The 18,946-nt window shown below is 73.1% G+C and carries 10 protein-coding genes; 9 read left to right on the forward strand and 1 reads right to left on the reverse strand.

The genetic code is table 11. The features are described from left to right. Nucleotides 1–117 precede the first annotated feature (117 nt). Together guaB and ACZ7DY_RS06420 are read left to right on the forward strand one after the other, a co-directional pair. On the forward strand, nucleotides 118–1,626 hold the full coding sequence (guaB, locus tag ACZ7DY_RS06415) for an IMP dehydrogenase (protein ID WP_471130796.1): 1,509 nt from the start codon (nucleotides 118–120) through the stop codon (nucleotides 1,624–1,626). A gap of 112 nt (nucleotides 1,627–1,738) precedes the next feature. Continuing rightward, complete coding sequence (locus ACZ7DY_RS06420) at nucleotides 1,739–2,863, forward strand: GuaB3 family IMP dehydrogenase-related protein (protein ID WP_150171160.1); 1,125 nt, start codon at nucleotides 1,739–1,741, stop codon at nucleotides 2,861–2,863. 65 nt (nucleotides 2,864–2,928) lie between these two features. On the opposite strand, the gene ACZ7DY_RS06425 is transcribed toward ACZ7DY_RS06420, so the two are convergent. Continuing rightward, nucleotides 2,929–4,185 carry a nucleotide sugar dehydrogenase gene (locus ACZ7DY_RS06425; protein WP_471130798.1) on the reverse strand — a complete coding sequence of 419 codons (1,257 nt, stop codon included), beginning with the start codon at nucleotides 4,183–4,185 and terminating at the stop codon, nucleotides 2,929–2,931. Nucleotides 4,186–4,412: 227 nt separating this feature from the next. Here ACZ7DY_RS06425 and ACZ7DY_RS06430 point away from each other — a divergent pair, with 227 nt between their 5' ends. The 7 genes from ACZ7DY_RS06430 to ACZ7DY_RS06460 all read left to right on the forward strand — a co-directional run bounded on the left by ACZ7DY_RS06430 (nucleotide 4,413) and on the right by ACZ7DY_RS06460 (nucleotide 18,916). Then, nucleotides 4,413–6,122, forward strand: coding sequence for a glycerol-3-phosphate dehydrogenase/oxidase (locus ACZ7DY_RS06430; protein ID WP_471130801.1), 1,710 nt, complete (start codon nucleotides 4,413–4,415; stop codon nucleotides 6,120–6,122). 579 nt (nucleotides 6,123–6,701) lie between these two features. After that, nucleotides 6,702–8,720 carry a serine/threonine-protein kinase gene (locus ACZ7DY_RS06435; RefSeq protein WP_471130803.1) on the forward strand — a complete coding sequence of 673 codons (2,019 nt, stop codon included), beginning with the start codon at nucleotides 6,702–6,704 and terminating at the stop codon, nucleotides 8,718–8,720. Between the two features lie 148 nt (nucleotides 8,721–8,868). Further along, nucleotides 8,869–11,739 (forward strand): protein kinase, encoded by a 2,871-nt coding sequence (locus tag ACZ7DY_RS06440; protein ID WP_471130805.1) that lies wholly within the window; start codon nucleotides 8,869–8,871, stop codon nucleotides 11,737–11,739. 144 nt (nucleotides 11,740–11,883) lie between these two features. Further along, complete coding sequence (locus ACZ7DY_RS06445) at nucleotides 11,884–13,521, forward strand: serine/threonine-protein kinase (RefSeq protein ID WP_471132344.1); 1,638 nt, start codon at nucleotides 11,884–11,886, stop codon at nucleotides 13,519–13,521. Between the two features lie 97 nt (nucleotides 13,522–13,618). Continuing rightward, on the forward strand, nucleotides 13,619–15,277 hold the full coding sequence (locus ACZ7DY_RS06450) for a protein kinase domain-containing protein (RefSeq protein WP_471130808.1): 1,659 nt from the start codon (nucleotides 13,619–13,621) through the stop codon (nucleotides 15,275–15,277). A gap of 90 nt (nucleotides 15,278–15,367) precedes the next feature. After that, entirely contained in the window at nucleotides 15,368–17,131 is a 1,764-nt protein-coding gene (locus tag ACZ7DY_RS06455) for a serine/threonine-protein kinase (RefSeq protein ID WP_471130810.1), read from the forward strand. Between the two features lie 168 nt (nucleotides 17,132–17,299). After that, nucleotides 17,300–18,916, forward strand: a complete 1,617-nt coding sequence (locus ACZ7DY_RS06460) for a succinic semialdehyde dehydrogenase (protein ID WP_471130811.1) — start codon at nucleotides 17,300–17,302, stop codon at nucleotides 18,914–18,916. Nucleotides 18,917–18,946: the final 30 nt, after the last annotated feature.

An 18,946-nucleotide genomic window follows, 5' to 3' on the forward strand; every position in this document is an offset into this window, starting at 1 on the left:
GAGCGCCGACGTACGAACGTACAAAGAACGTCGATGATCTTGATCGTGGAATGAGACACCCTCGGAGCCCGTTAGCATGGACATCCGCACCGATCAAGGCCATTTGGGGAAGGTGTCATGACTGCAAACGTCGACGGAGTGCCCGAGAAATTCGCGACACTCGGGCTGACCTACGACGACGTGCTGCTGCTGCCGGGCGCGTCGGACATGGCGCCCGACCAGATCGACACTTCCTCGCTAGTCTCGAAGAACGTCCGGGTCAACGTCCCGCTGCTCTCCGCCGCGATGGACAAGGTCACCGAGGCCCGCATGGCGATCGCCATGGCCCGCCAGGGCGGCGTCGGCGTCCTGCACCGCAACCTCTCCATCGCCGACCAGGCCAACCAGGTCGACCTGGTCAAGCGCTCCGAGTCCGGCATGGTCACCGACCCGATCACGGTGCACCCGGACGCGACGCTGGCCGAGGCCGACGCGATCTGCGCGAAGTTCCGCATCAGCGGCGTCCCGGTCACCGACGCGGCGGGCAAGCTGCTCGGCATCGTCACCAACCGCGACATGGCCTTCGAGTCGGACCGCACGCGCCAGGTGCGCGAGGTCATGACGCCGATGCCGCTGGTCACCGGCAAGGTCGGCATCTCCGGCGTGGACGCCATGGAGCTGCTGCGCCGCCACAAGATCGAGAAGCTGCCGCTCGTCGACGACGCGGGCATCCTCAAGGGCCTCATCACGGTCAAGGACTTCGTGAAGGCCGAGAAGTACCCGAACGCCGCGAAGGACGGCGAGGGCCGCCTCATCGTCGGCGCCGCGGTGGGCGTCGCGGGCGACGCCTTCGAGCGCGCCCAGGCCTTGGTCGCCGCGGGCGTCGACTTCATCGTCGTCGACACCGCGCACGGCCACTCCCGCCTGGTCGGCGACATGGTCGCCAAGATCAAGTCGGATGCCCCGCGCGTGGATGTCATCGGCGGCAACATCGCCACCCGTGAGGGCGCCCAGGCGCTCATCGACGCCGGTGTCGACGGCATCAAGGTCGGCGTCGGCCCCGGTTCCATCTGCACCACGCGTGTCGTCGCCGGCATCGGCGTACCGCAGGTGACGGCCATCTACGAAGCGTCGCTCGCCGCCAAGGAGGCCGGTGTCCCGGTCATCGGCGACGGCGGCCTGCAGTACTCCGGAGACATCGCCAAGGCGCTCGTCGCCGGCGCGGACACGGTCATGCTGGGCTCGCTCCTCGCCGGCTGCGAGGAGTCGCCGGGCGAGCTGATGTTCATCAACGGCAAGCAGTTCAAGTCGTACCGCGGCATGGGTTCGCTGGGTGCCATGCAGACCCGCGGCGACCGCAAGTCGTTCTCCAAGGACCGCTACTTCCAGGAGGGCGTCGCCTCCGACGAGAAGCTGGTGCCCGAGGGCATCGAGGGCCAGGTGCCCTACCGCGGCCCGCTCTCGGCGGTCGTCCACCAGCTGGTCGGCGGCCTGCGCCAGTCGATGTTCTACGTGGGCGGGCGCACCGTCCCCGACCTGCAGGCCAACGGCCGCTTCGTCCGGATCACGTCCGCGGGACTCAAGGAGAGCCACCCGCACGACATCCAGATGACGGTCGAGGCGCCGAACTACAGCCGTACGAAGTAGCCTGCCGGTTCCACACGCACGCGAAAGGGGCGGCCCCGGATCACCGGGGCCGCCCCTTCGGTGTGCGTCGGGGATACTGGACGGGCAGACCAAGAGGGAAAGGCCCCACAACGTGACTGAGATCGAGATCGGGCGCGGCAAGCGCGGCCGCCGCGCGTACGCCTTCGACGACATCGCCGTCGTACCGAGCCGGCGCACCCGCGACCCGAAGGAGGTCTCGATCGCGTGGCAGATCGACGCCTACCGCTTCGAGCTGCCCTTCCTGGCGGCCCCCATGGACTCGGTGGTCTCCCCGCAGACCGCCATCCGCATCGGTGAGCTCGGCGGCCTCGGCGTCCTGAACCTCGAGGGCCTCTGGACGCGGTACGAGGACCCGCAGCCGCTGCTCGACGAGATCGCCGAGCTGGACGCGGAGACCGCCACCCGGCGCCTCCAGGAGATCTACGCCGCCCCGATCAAGGCGGACCTGATCGGGCAGCGCATCAAGGAGGTGCGCGACGCGGGCGTGGTCACGGCCGCCGCGCTCTCGCCGCAGCGCACCGCCGAGTTCTCCAAGGCCGTCGTCGACGCCGGCGTCGACATCTTCGTGATCCGCGGCACCACCGTCTCCGCCGAGCACGTCTCCGGCGCCGCCGAGCCGCTGAACCTGAAGCAGTTCATCTACGAGCTGGACGTCCCGGTCATCGTCGGCGGCTGCGCCACGTACACGGCCGCCCTGCACCTGATGCGCACCGGCGCCGCGGGTGTCCTCGTCGGCTTCGGCGGCGGCGCCGCGCACACCACGCGCAACGTCCTGGGCATCCAGGTCCCGATGGCCACCGCCGTCGCCGACGTCGCGGCCGCCCGCCGTGACTACATGGACGAGTCCGGCGGCCGGTACGTGCACGTCATCGCCGACGGCGGCGTGGGCTGGTCCGGCGACCTGCCCAAGGCCATCGCGTGCGGCGCGGACTCCGTGATGGTCGGCTCCCCGCTGGCCCGCGCCACGGACGCGCCCGGCAAGGGCCACCACTGGGGCATGGAGGCCGTCCACGAGGACGTGCCGCGCGGCAAGAAGGTCGACCTCGGCACGGTCGGCACCACCGAGGAGATCCTCACCGGCCCGTCGCACATCCCGGACGGCTCGATGAACTTCTTCGGGGCGCTGCGCCGCGCCATGGCCACCACCGGCTACAGCGAGCTCAAGGAGTTCCAGCGCGTCGAGGTGACGGTCGCGGACTCGCAGCACAAGCGCTGACGGAACATCGCACGCAGAAGGGCCCCGGTACTTCGTACCGGGGCCCTTTTCGTCGTCGTGGGCGGTCAGAGCCGGTGTGCCGCGCCCGCCGGGGTCGCGCCCCTGGTGTCGAGCAGGAGCTGGGCCTTCACGGCGAGCCCTTGCAGGTCGTACGTGCGGTGGTGCTGGAGCAGGATCGTCAGGTCGGCGTCGGCCGCCGCCTCGTAGAGGGAGTCCGCGCGCGGGACGGGGCGGCCGAGCACGCTCCAGTTGGGCACGTAGGGGTCGTGGTAGCTGACCGCGGCGCCGAGCTCCATGAGCCGGGTCGCCACCTCCTGGGCGGGGGCGCCCTGCTGGTCGGCGAGGTCGGGCTTGTAGGTGACGCCGAGGAGCAGGACGCGGGCGCCGCGGGCGGACTTGCCGTGTTCGTTGAGGAGGGTCGCCGAGCGCTGGATGACGTACTGCGGCATGCGGTCGTTGACCTGCTGGGCCAGTTCGACCATGCGCAGGGGGCGGGCGCCGCGCGAGGGGTTCGGGATGTCCAGGGCGACGCCGTGGCCGCCGACGCCGGGGCCGGGGCGGAAGGCCTGGAAGCCGAAGGGCTTGGTCTCGGCGCAGCGGATGACGTCCCACAGGTCGATGCCGAGGTCGTGGCAGAGGACCGCCATCTCGTTGACCAGGGCCATGTTGACGTGCCGGTAGTTGGTCTCCAGGAGGTGCACGGTCTCGGCCTCGCGGGGGCCGCGGGCGCGGACGACCTTGTCGGTGAGGCGGCCGTAGAAGGTGGCGGCCGATTCGGTGCAGGCGGGGGTGAGGCCGCCGATGACCTTGGGGGTGCCCGCGTAGCCGTGGCTGCGGTTGCCCGGGTCGAGGCGGCCGGGGGAGTACGCGAGGTGGAAGTCGCGGCCGGCCCGCAGGCCCGAACCCGTTTCGAGGATCGGACGGAGGAATTCCTCCGTGGTCCCCGGGTAGGCGGGGGACTCCAGGATCACGGTGGTGTGCGGGCGCAGGCGTGCGGCGAGCGCACGGGCCGCCTCGGCCACCTGACCGAGGTCGAGCGAGCGGTCGGCGGCCGGTGGGGTGGGGGCGCAGATGACAGCGGTGCGGACCCGGCCGAGTTCGGCCGGGTTGACGGTCGGCCTGAAGCCCCCCGAGAGCATCCGGCGGACGTCGGCGGCGGTGAGGGTGCCTTCGGCGCCGCCGTCGCAGGGCAGCCGCCCGCCCGCCAGGTCGGCGGCGCGGACCGGGTCGTAGCCGATGGTGGCGATGCCGCGTGCGACGGCGGCCTGGGCGAGGGGCAGGCCGAGGTGGCCGAGACCGATGACGGCGAGATCTGCGGGCATGGCGGTGGGCCGTCCTCCCAATAGCCGGTGTGGGACGAGTGCGCAAGCCCTGTGGACAAGGCGGACCAGCGCAATGTCAGACTAGGAGTAAATATGACCGATTTGCGGTATTGCCTTGCGTGGGGTTCCGGAGTGTTGTCCACAGGCCGGGGCCGCGATCAGCGGGCGGCGGGGAAATCTGGGCATGATGTGAGTCCGACCACACCCGAGCTCAACGGGAGGCAGCGGTGAGGACAGCGACACTGGGGCCGGCGGAGCGTGCCGAGTCACTTGCGGGAATGGCCGACCGGGAGCTGGACATCCTGGTGGTGGGTGCGGGCGTGGTCGGTGCGGGCACGGCGCTCGACGCGGTGACCCGCGGCCTCTCCACCGGCCTGGTCGAGGCGCGGGACTGGGCGTCCGGCACGTCGAGCCGGTCCAGCAAGCTGATCCACGGCGGCCTCCGCTATCTGGAGATGCTCGACTTCGCCCTCGTGCGGGAGGCGCTGAAGGAGCGCGGCCTGCTCCTGGAGCGCCTCGCCCCGCACCTCGTGAAACCGGTGCCCTTCCTCTACCCCTTGCAGCACAAGGGCTGGGAGCGGTTGTACGCGGGCTCCGGCGTCGCGCTCTACGACGCGATGTCGATGTCGCGCGGACACGGCCGCGGCCTGCCCATGCACCGCCACTTGACGCGCCGCCACGCCCTGCGCGTCGCCCCGTGCCTGAAGAAGGACGCCCTGGTCGGCGCCATGCAGTACTACGACGCGCAGATGGACGACGCGCGTTACGTGGCCACCCTCGTCCGCACCGCGTCGGCGTATGGCGCGAAGGTCGCCAACCGCGCGAAGGTCACCGGATTCCTGCGCGAGGGCGAGCGCGTCGTCGGCGCTCGGGTGCAGGACGTCGAGGGCGGCGGGGAGTACGAGATCCGCGCCAAACAGATCGTCAACGCCACCGGCGTGTGGACGGACGACACCCAGGCGATGGTGGGCGAGCGCGGCCAGTTCCACGTGAGGGCGTCCAAGGGCATCCACCTGGTCGTGCCCAAGGACCGGATCAACGCGAGCACAGGCCTGATCCTGCGCACGGAGAAGAGCGTCCTCTTCGTCATCCCGTGGGGCAGGCACTGGATCGTCGGCACGACCGACACCGACTGGGACCTGGACAAGGCGCACCCGGCCGCCTCCAGCGCCGACATCGACTATCTCCTGGAGCATGTGAACTCCGTCCTCGCGGTCCCCCTCTCCCGGGACGACGTCCAGGGGGTGTACGCCGGGCTCCGCCCGCTGCTGGCCGGCGAGTCGGACGCGACGAGCAAGCTCTCCCGCGAGCACACGGTCGCGCACCCGGCACCCGGCCTCGTCGTCGTCGCGGGCGGCAAGTACACGACGTACCGCGTGATGGCCAAGGACGCCGTCGACGAGGCGGTGCACGGCCTCGACCAGCGGGTCGCCGACTGCGTCACGGAGGACATCCCGCTCGTCGGCGCCGAGGGGTACAAGGCGCTGTGGAACGCCCGCGCGAGGATCGCCGCGCGGACGGGCCTTCATGTGGTGCGTGTGGAGCACCTGTTGAACCGGTACGGCTCGATGGCCGAGGAAGTCCTCGAACTCATCACCACCGACCCGGACCTCGGCAAGCCGCTGCCGGGCGCCGACGACTACCTGCGCGCCGAAGTCGTCTACGCCGCATCCCACGAGGGCGCCCGCCACCTCGACGACGTGCTGACCCGCCGCACGCGCATCTCCATCGAGACCTTCGACCGGGGCACCCGCAGCGCCCGGGAGTGCGCCGAGCTGATGGCCCCCGTCCTCGGCTGGGACAAGGACCAGATCGAGCGGGAGGTGCAGCATTACGAGAAGCGGGTGGAGGCCGAGCGGGAGTCGCAGCGGCAGCCGGACGACCTGACGGCGGACGCCGCGCGACTGGGGGCGCCGGACATCGTGCCGCTCAACTGACCGCCTCGCGGAGGAGTGACCGGCCGGCACGGCGGATTCCGGTGCCGCACCGGCCGACTTGTCCGTGTTGACCCGGAAGACGCCCGTGCTGACCCGGAAGGTGACGGTGTGTCGGCCGTGGTGCGCTTCGGCCCCTTGCCGTAGTGGCCGTGCGCGGTGCGGGTGTTGAGGGGAGCCGGACCGCGCGCGGACCCGGATGCGGGGGGCCGGTGTGTGCTCGTGCGGCGTACCTGGTGAAGTGGGGTAGGCGTGCCCGGGGAGCCTTCCGGGAGCGCACGGCACGGGAGTGCCCCGGCCGGGGCCTTGCCTCACGTCGTGAGCAGCGGAAGAGTGACGTCCGTGGCCGGTTCCGCGCGTCGCGGACGGCCTGCCGCAACGCTGATGGGCCGTCGCCGCAAGGAGGATGACCGTCAGCGAGCGCGGTGTTTGCACGGCGGTCCCTCCTTGTGCGCGGTCCATCATGGGGGACGGGACGGGGGCCGGTGGACCCTGGGCGCCGACCGGTCCCCGAGTAAGGGACAATGAAGGCTCTGTCAGGGCGGGTTGCTCGGGTAGCAGCGGTAGCAGCAGAGGGGACGCATGTCGGACGCGGAGCAGACGGGTGAGGCCCGTCGGGACAAGAGCGAACGTCTCCTCGCCGGCCGGTACCGGCTGGGAGAGGTGCTCGGCCGCGGCGGCATGGGCACCGTCTGGCGTGCCAAGGACGAAACGCTTGGCCGCACGGTCGCGGTGAAGGAGCTGCGGTTCCCCTCGAGCATCGACGAGGAGGAGAAGCGCCGGCTCATCACGCGCACGCTGCGTGAGGCCAAGGCGATCGCGCGGATCCGCAACACCAGCGCCGTCACCGTCTACGACGTGGTCGACGAGGACGACCGGCCGTGGATCGTGATGGAGCTGGTCGAGGGCAAGTCCCTCGCGGAGGTGATCCGCGAGGACGGACTGCTCACGCCGCGCCGGGCGGCCGAGGTCGGCCTCGCCGTGCTGGACGTGCTGCGCTCCGCGCACCGCGAGGGCATCCTGCACCGTGACGTGAAGCCGTCGAACGTGCTGATCGCCGAGGACGGCCGCGTCGTCCTCACCGACTTCGGCATCGCGCAGGTCGAGGGCGACCCCTCGATCACCTCGACCGGCATGCTCGTCGGCGCCCCCTCGTACATCTCCCCGGAGCGCGCCCGCGGCCACAAGCCCGGGCCCGCGGCCGACCTCTGGTCGCTGGGCGGCCTGCTGTACGCGGCCGTCGAGGGCGTCCCCCCGTACGACAAGGGCTCGGCGATCGCCACCCTCACCGCGGTGATGACCGAGGACGTGGAACAGCCCACGAACGCCGGCCCGTTGGAGAAGGTCATCTACGGCCTGCTCGCCAAGGACCCGGAGCAGCGGCTCGACGACGCGGGTGCGCGGGCGCTCCTCATGGACGTCATCCACGCCCCGGAGATCAAGCGTGAGCGGGAGCCGGTGGAGGCCACCAAGGTGGTGCCGCTCCCGCCGGCCCCCCCCGCGCCGCCCAGGACGCCGAAGGCCCAGAAGCCGGCGCGGACGACCAGGCTGACGAAACCGGCCAGGCCCGCGGGCGGCGCCGCCGGGGCCGCGGGTGCCGCTGGTGCCGCCGGTTCGCGCGAGGGTGCCAAGGGCGCGGCCGGCGGGCCGTCGGCCGGGGCCACCGCCGGGCGTACGGCGGAGGCGGCCGCCGACCGGTTGAAGGGCGCCCTGCACTCCGTGCGCAAGGCGGCCACCGCGCGCGGCGCGGGGGCCTCCGCCTCCTCGGCGGCCGGTTCCCCGGCGGCCGGTTCGCCGTCCGGGCCCGGGGGCGGGCCGAACCGCCCGCCCGTCAAGGCGTCGCTCACCGACGTGGTGCCGCGGCGGACGCTGGTGATCCTCTCCGTGGTGGTCGTCCTCGCGGTGCTCGGCACGGTGCTCGCCCTCGCGCTCGGCGACGACGGCTCCGGAAGCAAGGACAACAAGGGCGGCGACAAGGCCGCGTCCAGCGGCGCGACCGCCGGTGGCGGCGGCAAGGACGCGGGCAAGGACACCGGCAAGGGCGCGGACAAGGGCACGGGCACGGGCGGCGACCCGGCCGATGACCCCGCCAAGGACGCGAGTTCCGGCCCGGACGAGGGCGAGGGGCACGACCAGGGCAAGGACGACGCGGAGAAGAAGCCGTCCGACGGCGCGGCATCCACGTACAAGCACGGCCAGGGTTTCAAGATCGGGCTGCCCAAGGGGTGGAAGTACCGGTCCACCGACCGGGCGGGCGCGCGCTTCGTCGGGCCCGACGGGCAGAAGCTGCTCGTCGGCTGGACGACCACGCCCAAGGACGACCCGGTGAGCGACTGGAAGAACCAGGAGACCCACATGGTCCGGTCGCAGTACGACCGGATCCGGATAGAGAAGGTCGGATTCCGCGGCTGGAACACGGCCGACTGGGAATTCACCTACGTGGACGGCGGGACCAAGTACCGGTCGATAGACCGCGGCTTCGTCGTCAACGGCGGGCTCGGCTACGGAATGATGTACACGGCCAAGGCCGACGACTGGGGCAGCGGGAAGCGGCGTGACACATGGCGCACGCTCACAAGGACGTTCGAGCCGAAGTCCTGAGCCCGGGACGAAGTCCTGGGCCCGGGATCCCGTATCCCCTCATTGCGGTTCGCCTCGGGCACGTATCGTGAGTGGTTGCGGGCCGTAAGCAGCCGCAACGAGCCACAAGTCGAACGGATTTGACCACCGGGCGGACGGGGGAGGCGTCGTGGACGACTACGCGGGACGAGTGCTCGCCGACCGCTACCGCCTGCCGCTGCCGCCCTCGGACGAGTACGAACTCGCCGAGTCCCGCGCCTTCGACACGTACAGCGGCCAGGAAGTCCTGGTCCGCCAGGTGCCGTTACCGGAGATCGTCGAGGCCGAGGTGGTCGGCGAGGGCGGCCCGGGCGAGGCCGAGCCGATCGTCGACGACCTGCCCGAGGGGTTCGTGCCCCGGGCGGGGGCGGGCGGTACCGGGGTGCGCCGGGCCGCATCGCGGACGACGCGCAGGCCCACGGACCCCGCGGTGCGCCGCGCGATCGAGGCGGCGCAGACCGCCGCGCAGATACCCGACCACCCACGGCTCGACCAGGTTTTCGACGTCTTCGCCGAGGGCGGCTCGCTGTGGATAGTCAGCGAGTTGGTGGCGGCGCGGCCGCTGGCGGCGCTCCTCGCGGACCGGCCGCTGAGTCCGTACCGGGCGGCCGAGGTCGCCGCGGACGTCCTCGCGGCCCTACGGGTCCTGCACGCGTACGGCTGGGTGCATCGGAACATCACCACGCGGACGGTGCTCATCTGCGACGACGGCCGCGTGATGCTGACGGGCCTCGCGGCCGGCGCCGCCGAGGAGGCCCTCTGCGGGTACGACCCCCGGCCGGTGGAGGCCGGGGAGGCGGCGGGCTCGGCGGGGTCGGTCGGGAACGTGGCGGGGTACGAAGGCGCCTCCGCGGCCGGGTCGGGTGGTGTCTGGCCACACGGAGAGCACGGGGAGCACGAGAAGCACGGGGATTCCGGGGAGTTCGGGCAGCACGCGGAGCTTCCGGGGCCGGGCACCTCGGCCGGGGCCGCCGCGCCTCGAGGCGCGTCCGGCTCCCGTGGCGCGCGGTCCGAGGGCGGCGACGTGCCGCTCGACCCCGCTCCGGAGTCCGCGGGCAGGGACGCGCGGGCCGGCCGTGCCGGAGCCGTCGCGGCGTACCGCGCGGGGACGCGCGCTGCCGCCCGGGTGCGCGAGGAGTCCGACGAGCGGGGACCTGACGAGCCCGGCCGGGTGGGACGGATATCGGACCCCTACGGCGTGGCCGCCACACAGCCCACGAAGCCCTGGCACGGCGCCGTGCCGAGGGGCGGGGTCCCGGCGGCGCGCGGCACGGACGAGGGCAGGGCCGGAGCGACCCGCGCGGGCACGGGTGCACCCCGGAGCGAGCGGGAGGGCGGCCCCGTACACCGGCCCGACCGCACGCAAAGCCACACGCAGGGCCACGCGTACGGCCACACGCAAGGCCACCCACACGGCCACGAGGACCGGCCCGAGCAGGACCGGCCCGAGCAGGAGCCCGGGAACCGGCGCGGCGGATGGGACGACGGCCCGGCCGACGGAGCCGCTCCGCGCGGTCCCGCCACGGCTCTCGCCGCCGAGCGGGCCCGGCACGCCCGCATGGTGGTCGTCGGCGCCGTCACCGAGCGCTGGGCGCCCGAGCAGGCGGGTCCCGTGCACGAGAACTGGCAGCTCGCCGCGCCGATCGGCCCCGCGACCGACCTGTGGGCCCTCGGTGCCCTGCTCTTCCGCGCCGTGCAGGGCCACGCCCCGTACCCCGAGGACAGCACGGCCGAACTGGTCCAGCTGGTCTGCGCCGAACCGCCCGCCTTCGCCGAGGAGTGCGGCCCGCTGCGGCCCGTGGTCGAGACGCTGTTGCGTCAGGACCCCACCGAGCGGATCGACTTCGAGGAGCTGAGCGGCTGGCTGCGCTCCCTGGTCAGGTCCGCGCCGGAGCCGGAGGCCGGGGCGCACGTCGTGCCGGTGCCGTCGTACGACGCGGGCCGGCTGCCCGTCGTACGACGGCGTGGCGAGGTCGTGCGCAAGCGGCGGGGCGCCGCCGCGGCCGGGCCGGGGTACGGGCACGGCCGGCACAAGCGCGGCAAGGGCAGGGGCGGCAAGGGGCGGCCCGGCGCGGGCGGGGACGCGCGGCTCGTGTCGTCCGTGCAGGCCCCGGACGATCCCGGCCTACCGCGCGAGACCCGGCAGCCACGCGCGTCTGGGTCCGCCCGCGCGTCACACCCGCCCGACGGGCCGCGCGTCACCCGCGCCCCCCGGGGCCCGGCCCGCCCCCGCTCGCTCGGCAAGCTGCTGCTGATCGCGATCCTGATCGGGCTCGCCGCGGCCATCGTGTACGCGATGGTGTTCATGCCCAAGTCCGGTGACGGCGCGTCGGGTGACCGCGCGGGCGCCGCGGGCGAGGTCAGTTCGGCGCCCGGGGACGGCACGGGTGACGGCAAGGGCACCGCGGGGCCGAGCCGCGGGGAAGACCCGGGCAAGGACGAGGGCAAGGGCGACGGCGACAAGGGCAAGGGAAAGGGCGACGAGGGCAAGGGCAGGCCCGGCAGGAGCCCGAGTTCGCAGGAGCCGCAGACCGGCGGGCACGACCTGCCGCGGGGTTTCACCGTGCGCAAGGACCCCGAGGGCTTCCGCGTGGCCGTCGCGGGCGGCTGGGACCGGCAGCCGGAGAACGGCCGCGGCCAGGTCCGTTACACGCACGGCGACTTCGAGTTGCTGCTGGTCCCGGGCCGGGACACCACCGACGGCTACGGCAGCGACCCCATGAAGTACCAGCGCGAACACGAGCGCGAACTGCAGCCGTTCCGCGACTCGTCCTGGGCGACCTCCAGCGGCATGCGGCGCATCGACGTCGGTGGACGGGCCATGGCCGAGGGACAGTTCACCTGGCAGGACTCCGCGGGTCACGAGGTGTTCGTACGGAATCTCGCGATGATCGTGGGCGGGCGGTACCACGTGGTGCAGGTGCGCGGCCCCGAGGCCGAACGGGACGAGGTGACAAGGCTTTACGAGCAGGCGTCGGCCACCTACGAGGTCACCGGATGAGTCGATGACGGGGCCGGTTCGGGCAGTCACCCCATGAACGGCATGCGTCACAGTGCGGTCTCCTAAGCCACCCTGTTGTTCCCTGCGCGCCCGCCGCTCCCTAATCTGGGGCGGTCAAGACCATTGCGGGGGAACGTGAACCAGATGCAGGGCCTGCTCCTCGCGGGCCGCTACCGACTCGTTGAGTCCATCGGCCGCGGTGGCATGGGACGGGTGTGGCGCGCGCGGGACGAGGTGCTGCACCGTGCCGTCGCCGTCAAGGAGCTGACGGCTGCCCAGTTCGTGCAGGAGGCCGACCGGGCCGTCCTCTTCGCGCGGACGCAGACGGAGGCACGGGCTGCCGCGCGCATCAACCACCCCGCCGTCGTCACCGTCCACGACGTCCTCCAGTACGACGAGCGGCCCTGGATCGTGATGGAGCTCGTCGAGGGCCGCTCGCTGGCGGACGCCGTCAAGGACGACGAGCGCGTCGAGCCCGTCGAGGCCGCCCGCATCGGCCTGTGGACCCTGAAGGCCCTGCGCGCCGCGCACGCCGCCGGAGTCCTGCACCGCGACGTCAAACCCGGCAACGTCCTGCTCTCCGACGACCGGCGCATCCTGCTCACCGACTTCGGGATCGCCGCGATCGAGGGCGACTCGACGATCACCCGCACCGGAGAAGTCGTCGGCTCCGTCGACTACCTCGCGCCCGAGCGGGTCAGCGGCAGCAATCCGGGCCCCGCCTCCGACCTGTGGGCGCTCGGCGCCACCCTGTACACGGCGGTCGAGGGTTTCTCGCCGTTCCGGCGCACGTCGCCGCTGGGCACGATGCAGGCGGTGGTCACGGAGAAGCCGGCCCCGCTCGAACACGCGGGCGTCCTCGCCCCCGTCATCGAGGCGCTGCTGCGCAAGGACCCGGCGGCCCGGCCGACGGCCGAGGAGGCCGAACAGATGCTGGCCGAGGCCGCGGAGGGGCGAAGGCCGCAGCAGGCACAGGCGTACGTACCGACGCGGGCGCACCCGGCGCACGAGAACCGGGCGGCCACGTCGGCCACCCACCCCCGGACGCCGCTCGCCTCCCCCTACCCGCACGCGTACACCCCGCCGAACGGCCACGCCGACACCCCCGTCCCCGACGGCGGCCCCGCGCGCCGCGACTCCCAGACCGTCGTCGGCGCGGGTCCTGGCCCCCGGGAGCGCCGCCGCTGGCCCGCGATCGTCGCCCTCGCCGTGGTGGCCGCGCTCCTCGGCGGCGCGGGTGTCTTCGGCTATCTGCGCTTCGCCGACCGCGCCACCCAGGAGCAGGCGGGCACCCACGGGCAGGACGGGCCGGGCACGCCGGTCGGCGGCATTCCGGACGACTGGCAGCGGGTGAAGGACCCCGCGGGCTTCAGCCTCATGCTGCCCAAGAGCTGGAAGCGCGAGATGGACGGCAACCAGATCGACTACACGCCCGACGGCGGCCGCCGCTTCCTGCGCGTCGCCGTCGACGGGAAACCGCCGTACGACAGCCCCTACACCCACCAGCTGGCCCTGGAGAAGAACCTGCGGGTCAAGCTCCCCGCGTACCGGCGGCTCCAGCTGAACTCCAACACCTTCCGGGACCGGCCGGGCGCCCTCTGGGACTTCAGTTGGAAGGCGGGCGCCAACGACACGACCGCGGGGCCGCGCCGCGCCATCTCGCAGAGCTACATCAGCCGCGCCGGCGTGGAGTACGTGCTCTACATGTCGGCGCCGGCCGGGAACTGGGACGCCACCCGGGAGCAGTTCGACGCGATGCTCCAGGGGTGGCGCGAGCACTGAACGCGCGCCTCCAGGCGGTGCGACGGCAGCGGCCGGAACCGGCCCGCCGCTCGCCGGGCCCCATTTCGTTCCCGCACGTGTGGGGCATGATGGCCGCATGGGGAGCCTGGGAGACCACGCCGGTGGGGCGGGTGTCGGCGGGGGCAACACCCGTGTGATCGCAGGGCGTTACCGTCTGGAGGAGCGGCTGGGCCGGGGCGGCATGGGGGTCGTGTGGCGGGCCACCGATCTCCTCCTCGGCCGCCAGGTCGCGGTCAAGGAGCTGGCGCGCGACGAGTCCCTCTCCGACGCCGAGGCGGAGCAGCAGCGCGAGCGGACGCTGCGCGAGGCGCGGGCGGTGGCGCAGCTGCGGCACCCCCACGTCATCGTCGTCCACGACGTCGTGGTGGAGGACGAACAGCCCTATATCGTCATGGAGTTGATCGAGGGCGGCTCGCTGGCCGGGCGGATCGCGCGGGACGGGCCGCTGGAGGCGCCCGCCGTCGCGCGGATGGGCATCGACCTGCTGGGCGCCCTGAGCACCGCGCACGAGGCGGGCATCCTGCACCGCGACCTGAAGCCCGCCAACGTCCTCCTGGAGCGGGCGTCCGGCCGCGTCGTGCTCACCGACTTCGGGATCGCGCAGCTCTCCGGGGCGACGACGCTGACGGAGGTCGGGTCGTTCGTGGGATCGCCGGAGTACACCGCGCCGGAGCGGATGGCGGGGGAGCGCACGGGCCCGGAGTCCGACCTGTGGTCGCTGGGCGCCCTGCTGGTCACCGCGCTGGCCGGTGAGTCGCCCTTCCGCCGCGACTCGATCGGCGGGGTCCTGCACGCGGTGGTCTACGACGAGATCCGCCCGCCCGCGGCCGCCGCGCCGCTGTTACCCGTCGTCCTCGGTCTCCTCGACCGCGATCCGGCGCGCCGGCTCGACGCGGCGGCGGCGCAGGCGCTGCTGCGGGCGTACGTCGAGACGGGGCGGATGCCGGCCGTGGCGCGGGAGGGGCCGGGGGCGGGTCTCACGGGTCTCGCGGGGCTGCCCGGGCGGATGGCCAGGGGCGCCGGGCGGGCAGGTCACCCGCCGGTACGCAGGGAACTCCCCGTGGGCCTCACGGGTGCGGGGTCCGTGGCACCGTACGCGCGGCGCGGCCGGGTCGTCCTGATCGCCGCCGCACTGGTGGCCGCCATCGCCGGGGCCGGGGCCGCCGCGGCGCTGCTGCTGAGCGGCGACGGGGACGGCACCGGAGTGCCCACCGCGTCCGCCTCCCCGACCCGGGTCTCCGTGACGCCCACCGTCACCGTGACGACCCGCACGCCCCGGCCGTCCTCGCCCCAGGCGCCGCAGGGCTACCGCATCGCGAAGGACCCGGCGGGCTTCGCGCTCGCGGTCCCCGAGAGTTTCCGCCGCAGGGCCGAGGGCTCCCGCGTCTTCTACGACTCGCCCGGGGGCACCTACCGCATCGGCATCGAGGCGACGGCCCCCGAACCCGGCGGCCCGCTCGCCACCCAGCGCCGCGCCGACGCCGCGGGCCCGCGGAACACCCCCGGTTACCGCGGCGGCCGGGTCACCGAGACCACGCGCAACGGCAGGCCCGCCGCCCTGTGGGAGTTCACCTGGGACGGCCCCGGGGCGGGCCGGGACGAGCGGCACACGTTCGACCTGTGCTGGCAGGAGGGCGGCCGGATGTTCGACGTGTGGGTCTCGGGTCCCGCGCGGGACGCGGCGCAGGCCCGGCGGTACTTCGACGCGGCGGTCGACACGTTCGTGCGCCGGTGAGACCCGCGCCGTCCCGCCCTGTGCGTCACCCAGGTCACAAGTGGGCGGCCCGGCTGGAAACCGGGGTGTCCGGCAGGGTAGTCATGGGTCATGAGTAACGACGGGGGATCCTCCTACGGGCCGTACGAACCCACCAGTTTCAGCCTTCAGCCGCCGCAACCGCCGGGCGTGCCGGGGCAGTCCGGCCAGGGCGCGGGAGCCGGCCCCGACAACCCGTACGCGCAGCCCGGACCTTCGCGTCCCGAGCCGCCCCGGCCCGACGCCTCCACCCCGCCCCCGTCCCCGCACCCGGCGCCCACCCGGACCGTGCCGCACCAGGCCGCCGAGCCGCACCGGGCGGCCGCGCCGGAGCCGGGCGCGGGCCGGCTGATCGCGGGCCGCTACCGGCTGCTCGCCAAGCTCGGCCATGGCGGCATGGGCACCGTCTGGCGTGCCGAGGACGAGACGGTGGGCCGCGAGGTCGCGGTGAAGGAGCCGCGCGTCCCCGACCACCTCCCCGAGCGCGAGCGGGCCAACCTCTTCGAGCGCATGCGCCGCGAGGCGCGCGCCGCGGCCCGCCTCGACCACCCCGCCGTGGTCAACGTCCACGACGTGGCGGTGGAGGACGGCCAGCCGTGGATCGTGATGGAGCTGGTCCAGGGCCGTTCGCTGGGCGCCGCGCTCCAGGAGGGCACGCTGGACGCCCGGGAGGCCGCGCGGATCGGCCTCGACGTCCTGAACGCCCTCGACGCCGCGCACCAGGCGGGCATCCTGCACCGCGACGTGAAGCCGGACAACGTCATGCTCGGCCGGCACGACCGAGTCGTCCTCACCGACTTCGGCATCGCCCAGATCGAGGGCGAGACCAATCTGACGGACACCGGCGGCTTCGTCGGCTCGCCCGAATTCATCGCCCCGGAGCGGGTGTTGGGGCAGCGGCCGGGGCCCGCCTCCGACCTCTGGTCGCTGGGCGTCGTCCTGTACGCGGCCACCGAGGGCGTCTCGCCCTTCCGTCGCAACAACACCCCCGCCACGCTCCAGTCGGTCCTCAACGCGACGCCGGCCGCGCCCGCGTCGGCCTCCGGTCCGCTCGCGGAGGCGATCAACCGCCTGCTGGTCAAGGACCCGGCCCAGCGCCCGGACGCGGCGCGGGTCCGCGCCCTCCTCCAGGAGGCGGCGAAGCCGCCGCAGCCCGCGCCGACGCAGGTCGTCACCGTCACGAACGACGGTGCCGGCGGCCGTGGCAAGGGGATCTTCCTGAGCCGCAAGGCGCTCGCCGTCGTCGCCGGGGTGGTCGTCGCCGCGGTGGCGGTGGGCGTCCTGGTGGCCGTGAACCCCTTCGGCGGCTCGGAGACCGAGGGCTGGCAGAAGCACCCGACGAAGGAGCTCGCGGCGGCCGTCTGGGCGCCCGAGGGGTACGAGAAGTCCGAGGACGACAACTCCGAGGCCACGACGCACTGGGTCTCCTACAGCGACCCCAGCGGCGGCATCTCGATCAGTCTGTCCCTGGAGAAGAAGGCCGAGGACGACAGCGGCGACATCGCGGGGACGGCCGCGGCGGAGATGTACGACGAGGACGCCGTCTTCAAGGAGTCCGGCGACTACGGGCGGGGCATCGCCTCCGACCCCACCCCGAAGACGAGCCCGGAGGAGACCAAGTACAGGGGGAAGAAGGCCGCGGAGAACACCGTCGTGTACTCCACCACCGACAGCCAGAACCCCCGCCCCCGCGAGTTGAAGGCCTTCTACTACAAGACCGGGAGCGGCGACATGTACAAGCTGTTCATCTACTACCCGGCCAAGGGCGACTTCACCGCGCGCGGCCGCGAGGTCGCGCGGACGGCCATCGAGAAGCTGGAGGTGAACGAGCTCTGAGCGGGGTCCGGCGCGCGGCCCGGAAAAACGTCTGTCGAGGGACGCAACCCGTAACAACGCCCTGATCAGCGGCTTTGTCGCCAGCAATCACTGGCGTCGTGTACGCGACCCGTGAACCCCGTTACCGATGGGTACCCAAATCCCTGGCGTGGGCCTACTCTCACGAGCATGACGGACTCGCAGGCCACCGCAGCGCCCCTCGGAACGAACCCGACCGCCCCGGCCCCCGACGGCGCGCGCACCGCCGCCGACGTGGTCACGCCCGAGCTGATCGCCCAGCTCACCCGTGACGTCATCGGTTCGGGGCGGACGGCCAACCACACGCCGCTCACCGGCGAGAAGCTGGCCGACCTGCCCGAGTCCACCCCCGAGGACGTGGCCACCGCCTTCCAGCGGGCCCGCACCGCCCAGATCGCCTGGGCCAGGACCCCCGTCAAGCAGCGCGCCGCCGTCCTGCTGCGCTTCCACGACCTGGTGCTCCAGCGCCAGGCCGAGGTCCTCGACCTGATCCAGCTGGAGACCGGCAAGGCCCGCCTGCACGCCCACGAGGAGATACAGGCCGTCGCGGTCGCCGCCCGGCACTACGGCCGCAAGGCCCCCGCGTACCTGAGCCCCAAGCGGCACACCGGCGTCGTACCGACCCTCACCAAGGTCACCGAGAACCGCCAGCCGCGCGGCGTCGTCGGCCAGATCGCCCCCTGGAACTACCCGTTCGAACTCTCCATCGGCGACGCGCTGCCCGCCCTCGTCGCGGGCAACGCGCTCGTGATGAAGCCCGACACGGAGACCTGCCTGACCGCCCTGTGGGCCCGCGACCTGATCATCGAGGCCGGGCTGCCCTCCGAGGTCTTCCAGGTCGTCCTCGGCGAGGGCCCGGTCGTCGGCCCCGAACTCGTCCGCCACGCCGACTACGTCTCCTTCACCGGCTCCACCCGCACCGGCCGCGAGGTCGCCCAGGGCGCCGCCGCACGTCTCGTCGGCGTCTCCCTCGAACTCGGCGGCAAGAACGCCATGCTGGTGCTCGACGACGCCGACGTCGACAAGGCCGCCGCGGGCGCCGTGCGCGCCTGCTTCTCCTCCGCGGGCCAGCTGTGCATCTCCATCGAGCGGCTCTACGTCCACGAGTCCATCGCCGATCGGTTCGTGGAGCGCTTCGCCGAGCGGACGAGGGCGATGCGCCTCGGCACTTCCCTCGCCTACGGCGCCGACATGGGATCTCTCGTCGGCGAACGGCAGTTGGAGACCGTGACCCGGCACGTCGAAGAAGCCGTCGCCAAGGGCGCCACGCTCGTCGCGGGCGGTGTCGCGCGCCCGGACATCGGCCCCTACTTCTACGAGCCGACCATCCTGGACGGCGTCGAGGCCCCGATGGCGGTCTGCACCGAGGAGACCTTCGGCCCGGTCGTCTCCCTCTACCGCTTCACCGACGAGAACGAGGCGATCGAGCTCGCCAACGCCACGCCGTACGGCCTGAACTCCTCGGTCTGGACGAAGGACGGCGGCCGCGGCCGCCGGATCGCCGCCCGCCTGCGCACCGGCACCGTCAACGTCAACGAGGGCTACGCGCCCGCCTACGGCAGCGTGCAGTCCCCGATGGGCGGCATGAAGGACTCCGGCCTCGGCCGGCGGCACGGCTCCGAGGGCATCCTCAAGTACACGGAGGCGCAGACCGTCGCCACCCAGCGGCTCATGCCGCTTGCGCCGTCCTTCGGCCTGGACGACGAGAAGTACGCGGCGTTCATGAGCACGAGCCTGAAGGTCATGAAGGCGCTCCGGCTGCGCTAGCAGCGCCCCGTCAGGGGCGCGGGGAACTGC

This window comes from Streptomyces sp. NPDC037013, assembly GCF_055607265.1.

Coding starts and splice junctions, on each gene's coding strand:
- ACZ7DY_RS06460 (WP_471130811.1), top strand. CDS start 17,300: ATGACGGACTCGCAGGCCACCGCAGCGCCCCTCGGAACGAACCCGACC.
- ACZ7DY_RS06435 (WP_471130803.1), top strand. CDS start 6,702: ATGTCGGACGCGGAGCAGACGGGTGAGGCCCGTCGGGACAAGAGCGAA.
- ACZ7DY_RS06455 (WP_471130810.1), top strand. CDS start 15,368: ATGAGTAACGACGGGGGATCCTCCTACGGGCCGTACGAACCCACCAGT.
- ACZ7DY_RS06425 (WP_471130798.1), bottom strand. CDS start 4,185: ATGCCCGCAGATCTCGCCGTCATCGGTCTCGGCCACCTCGGCCTGCCC.
- ACZ7DY_RS06445 (WP_471132344.1), top strand. CDS start 11,884: ATGCAGGGCCTGCTCCTCGCGGGCCGCTACCGACTCGTTGAGTCCATC.
- guaB (WP_471130796.1), top strand. CDS start 118: ATGACTGCAAACGTCGACGGAGTGCCCGAGAAATTCGCGACACTCGGG.
- ACZ7DY_RS06450 (WP_471130808.1), top strand. CDS start 13,619: ATGGGGAGCCTGGGAGACCACGCCGGTGGGGCGGGTGTCGGCGGGGGC.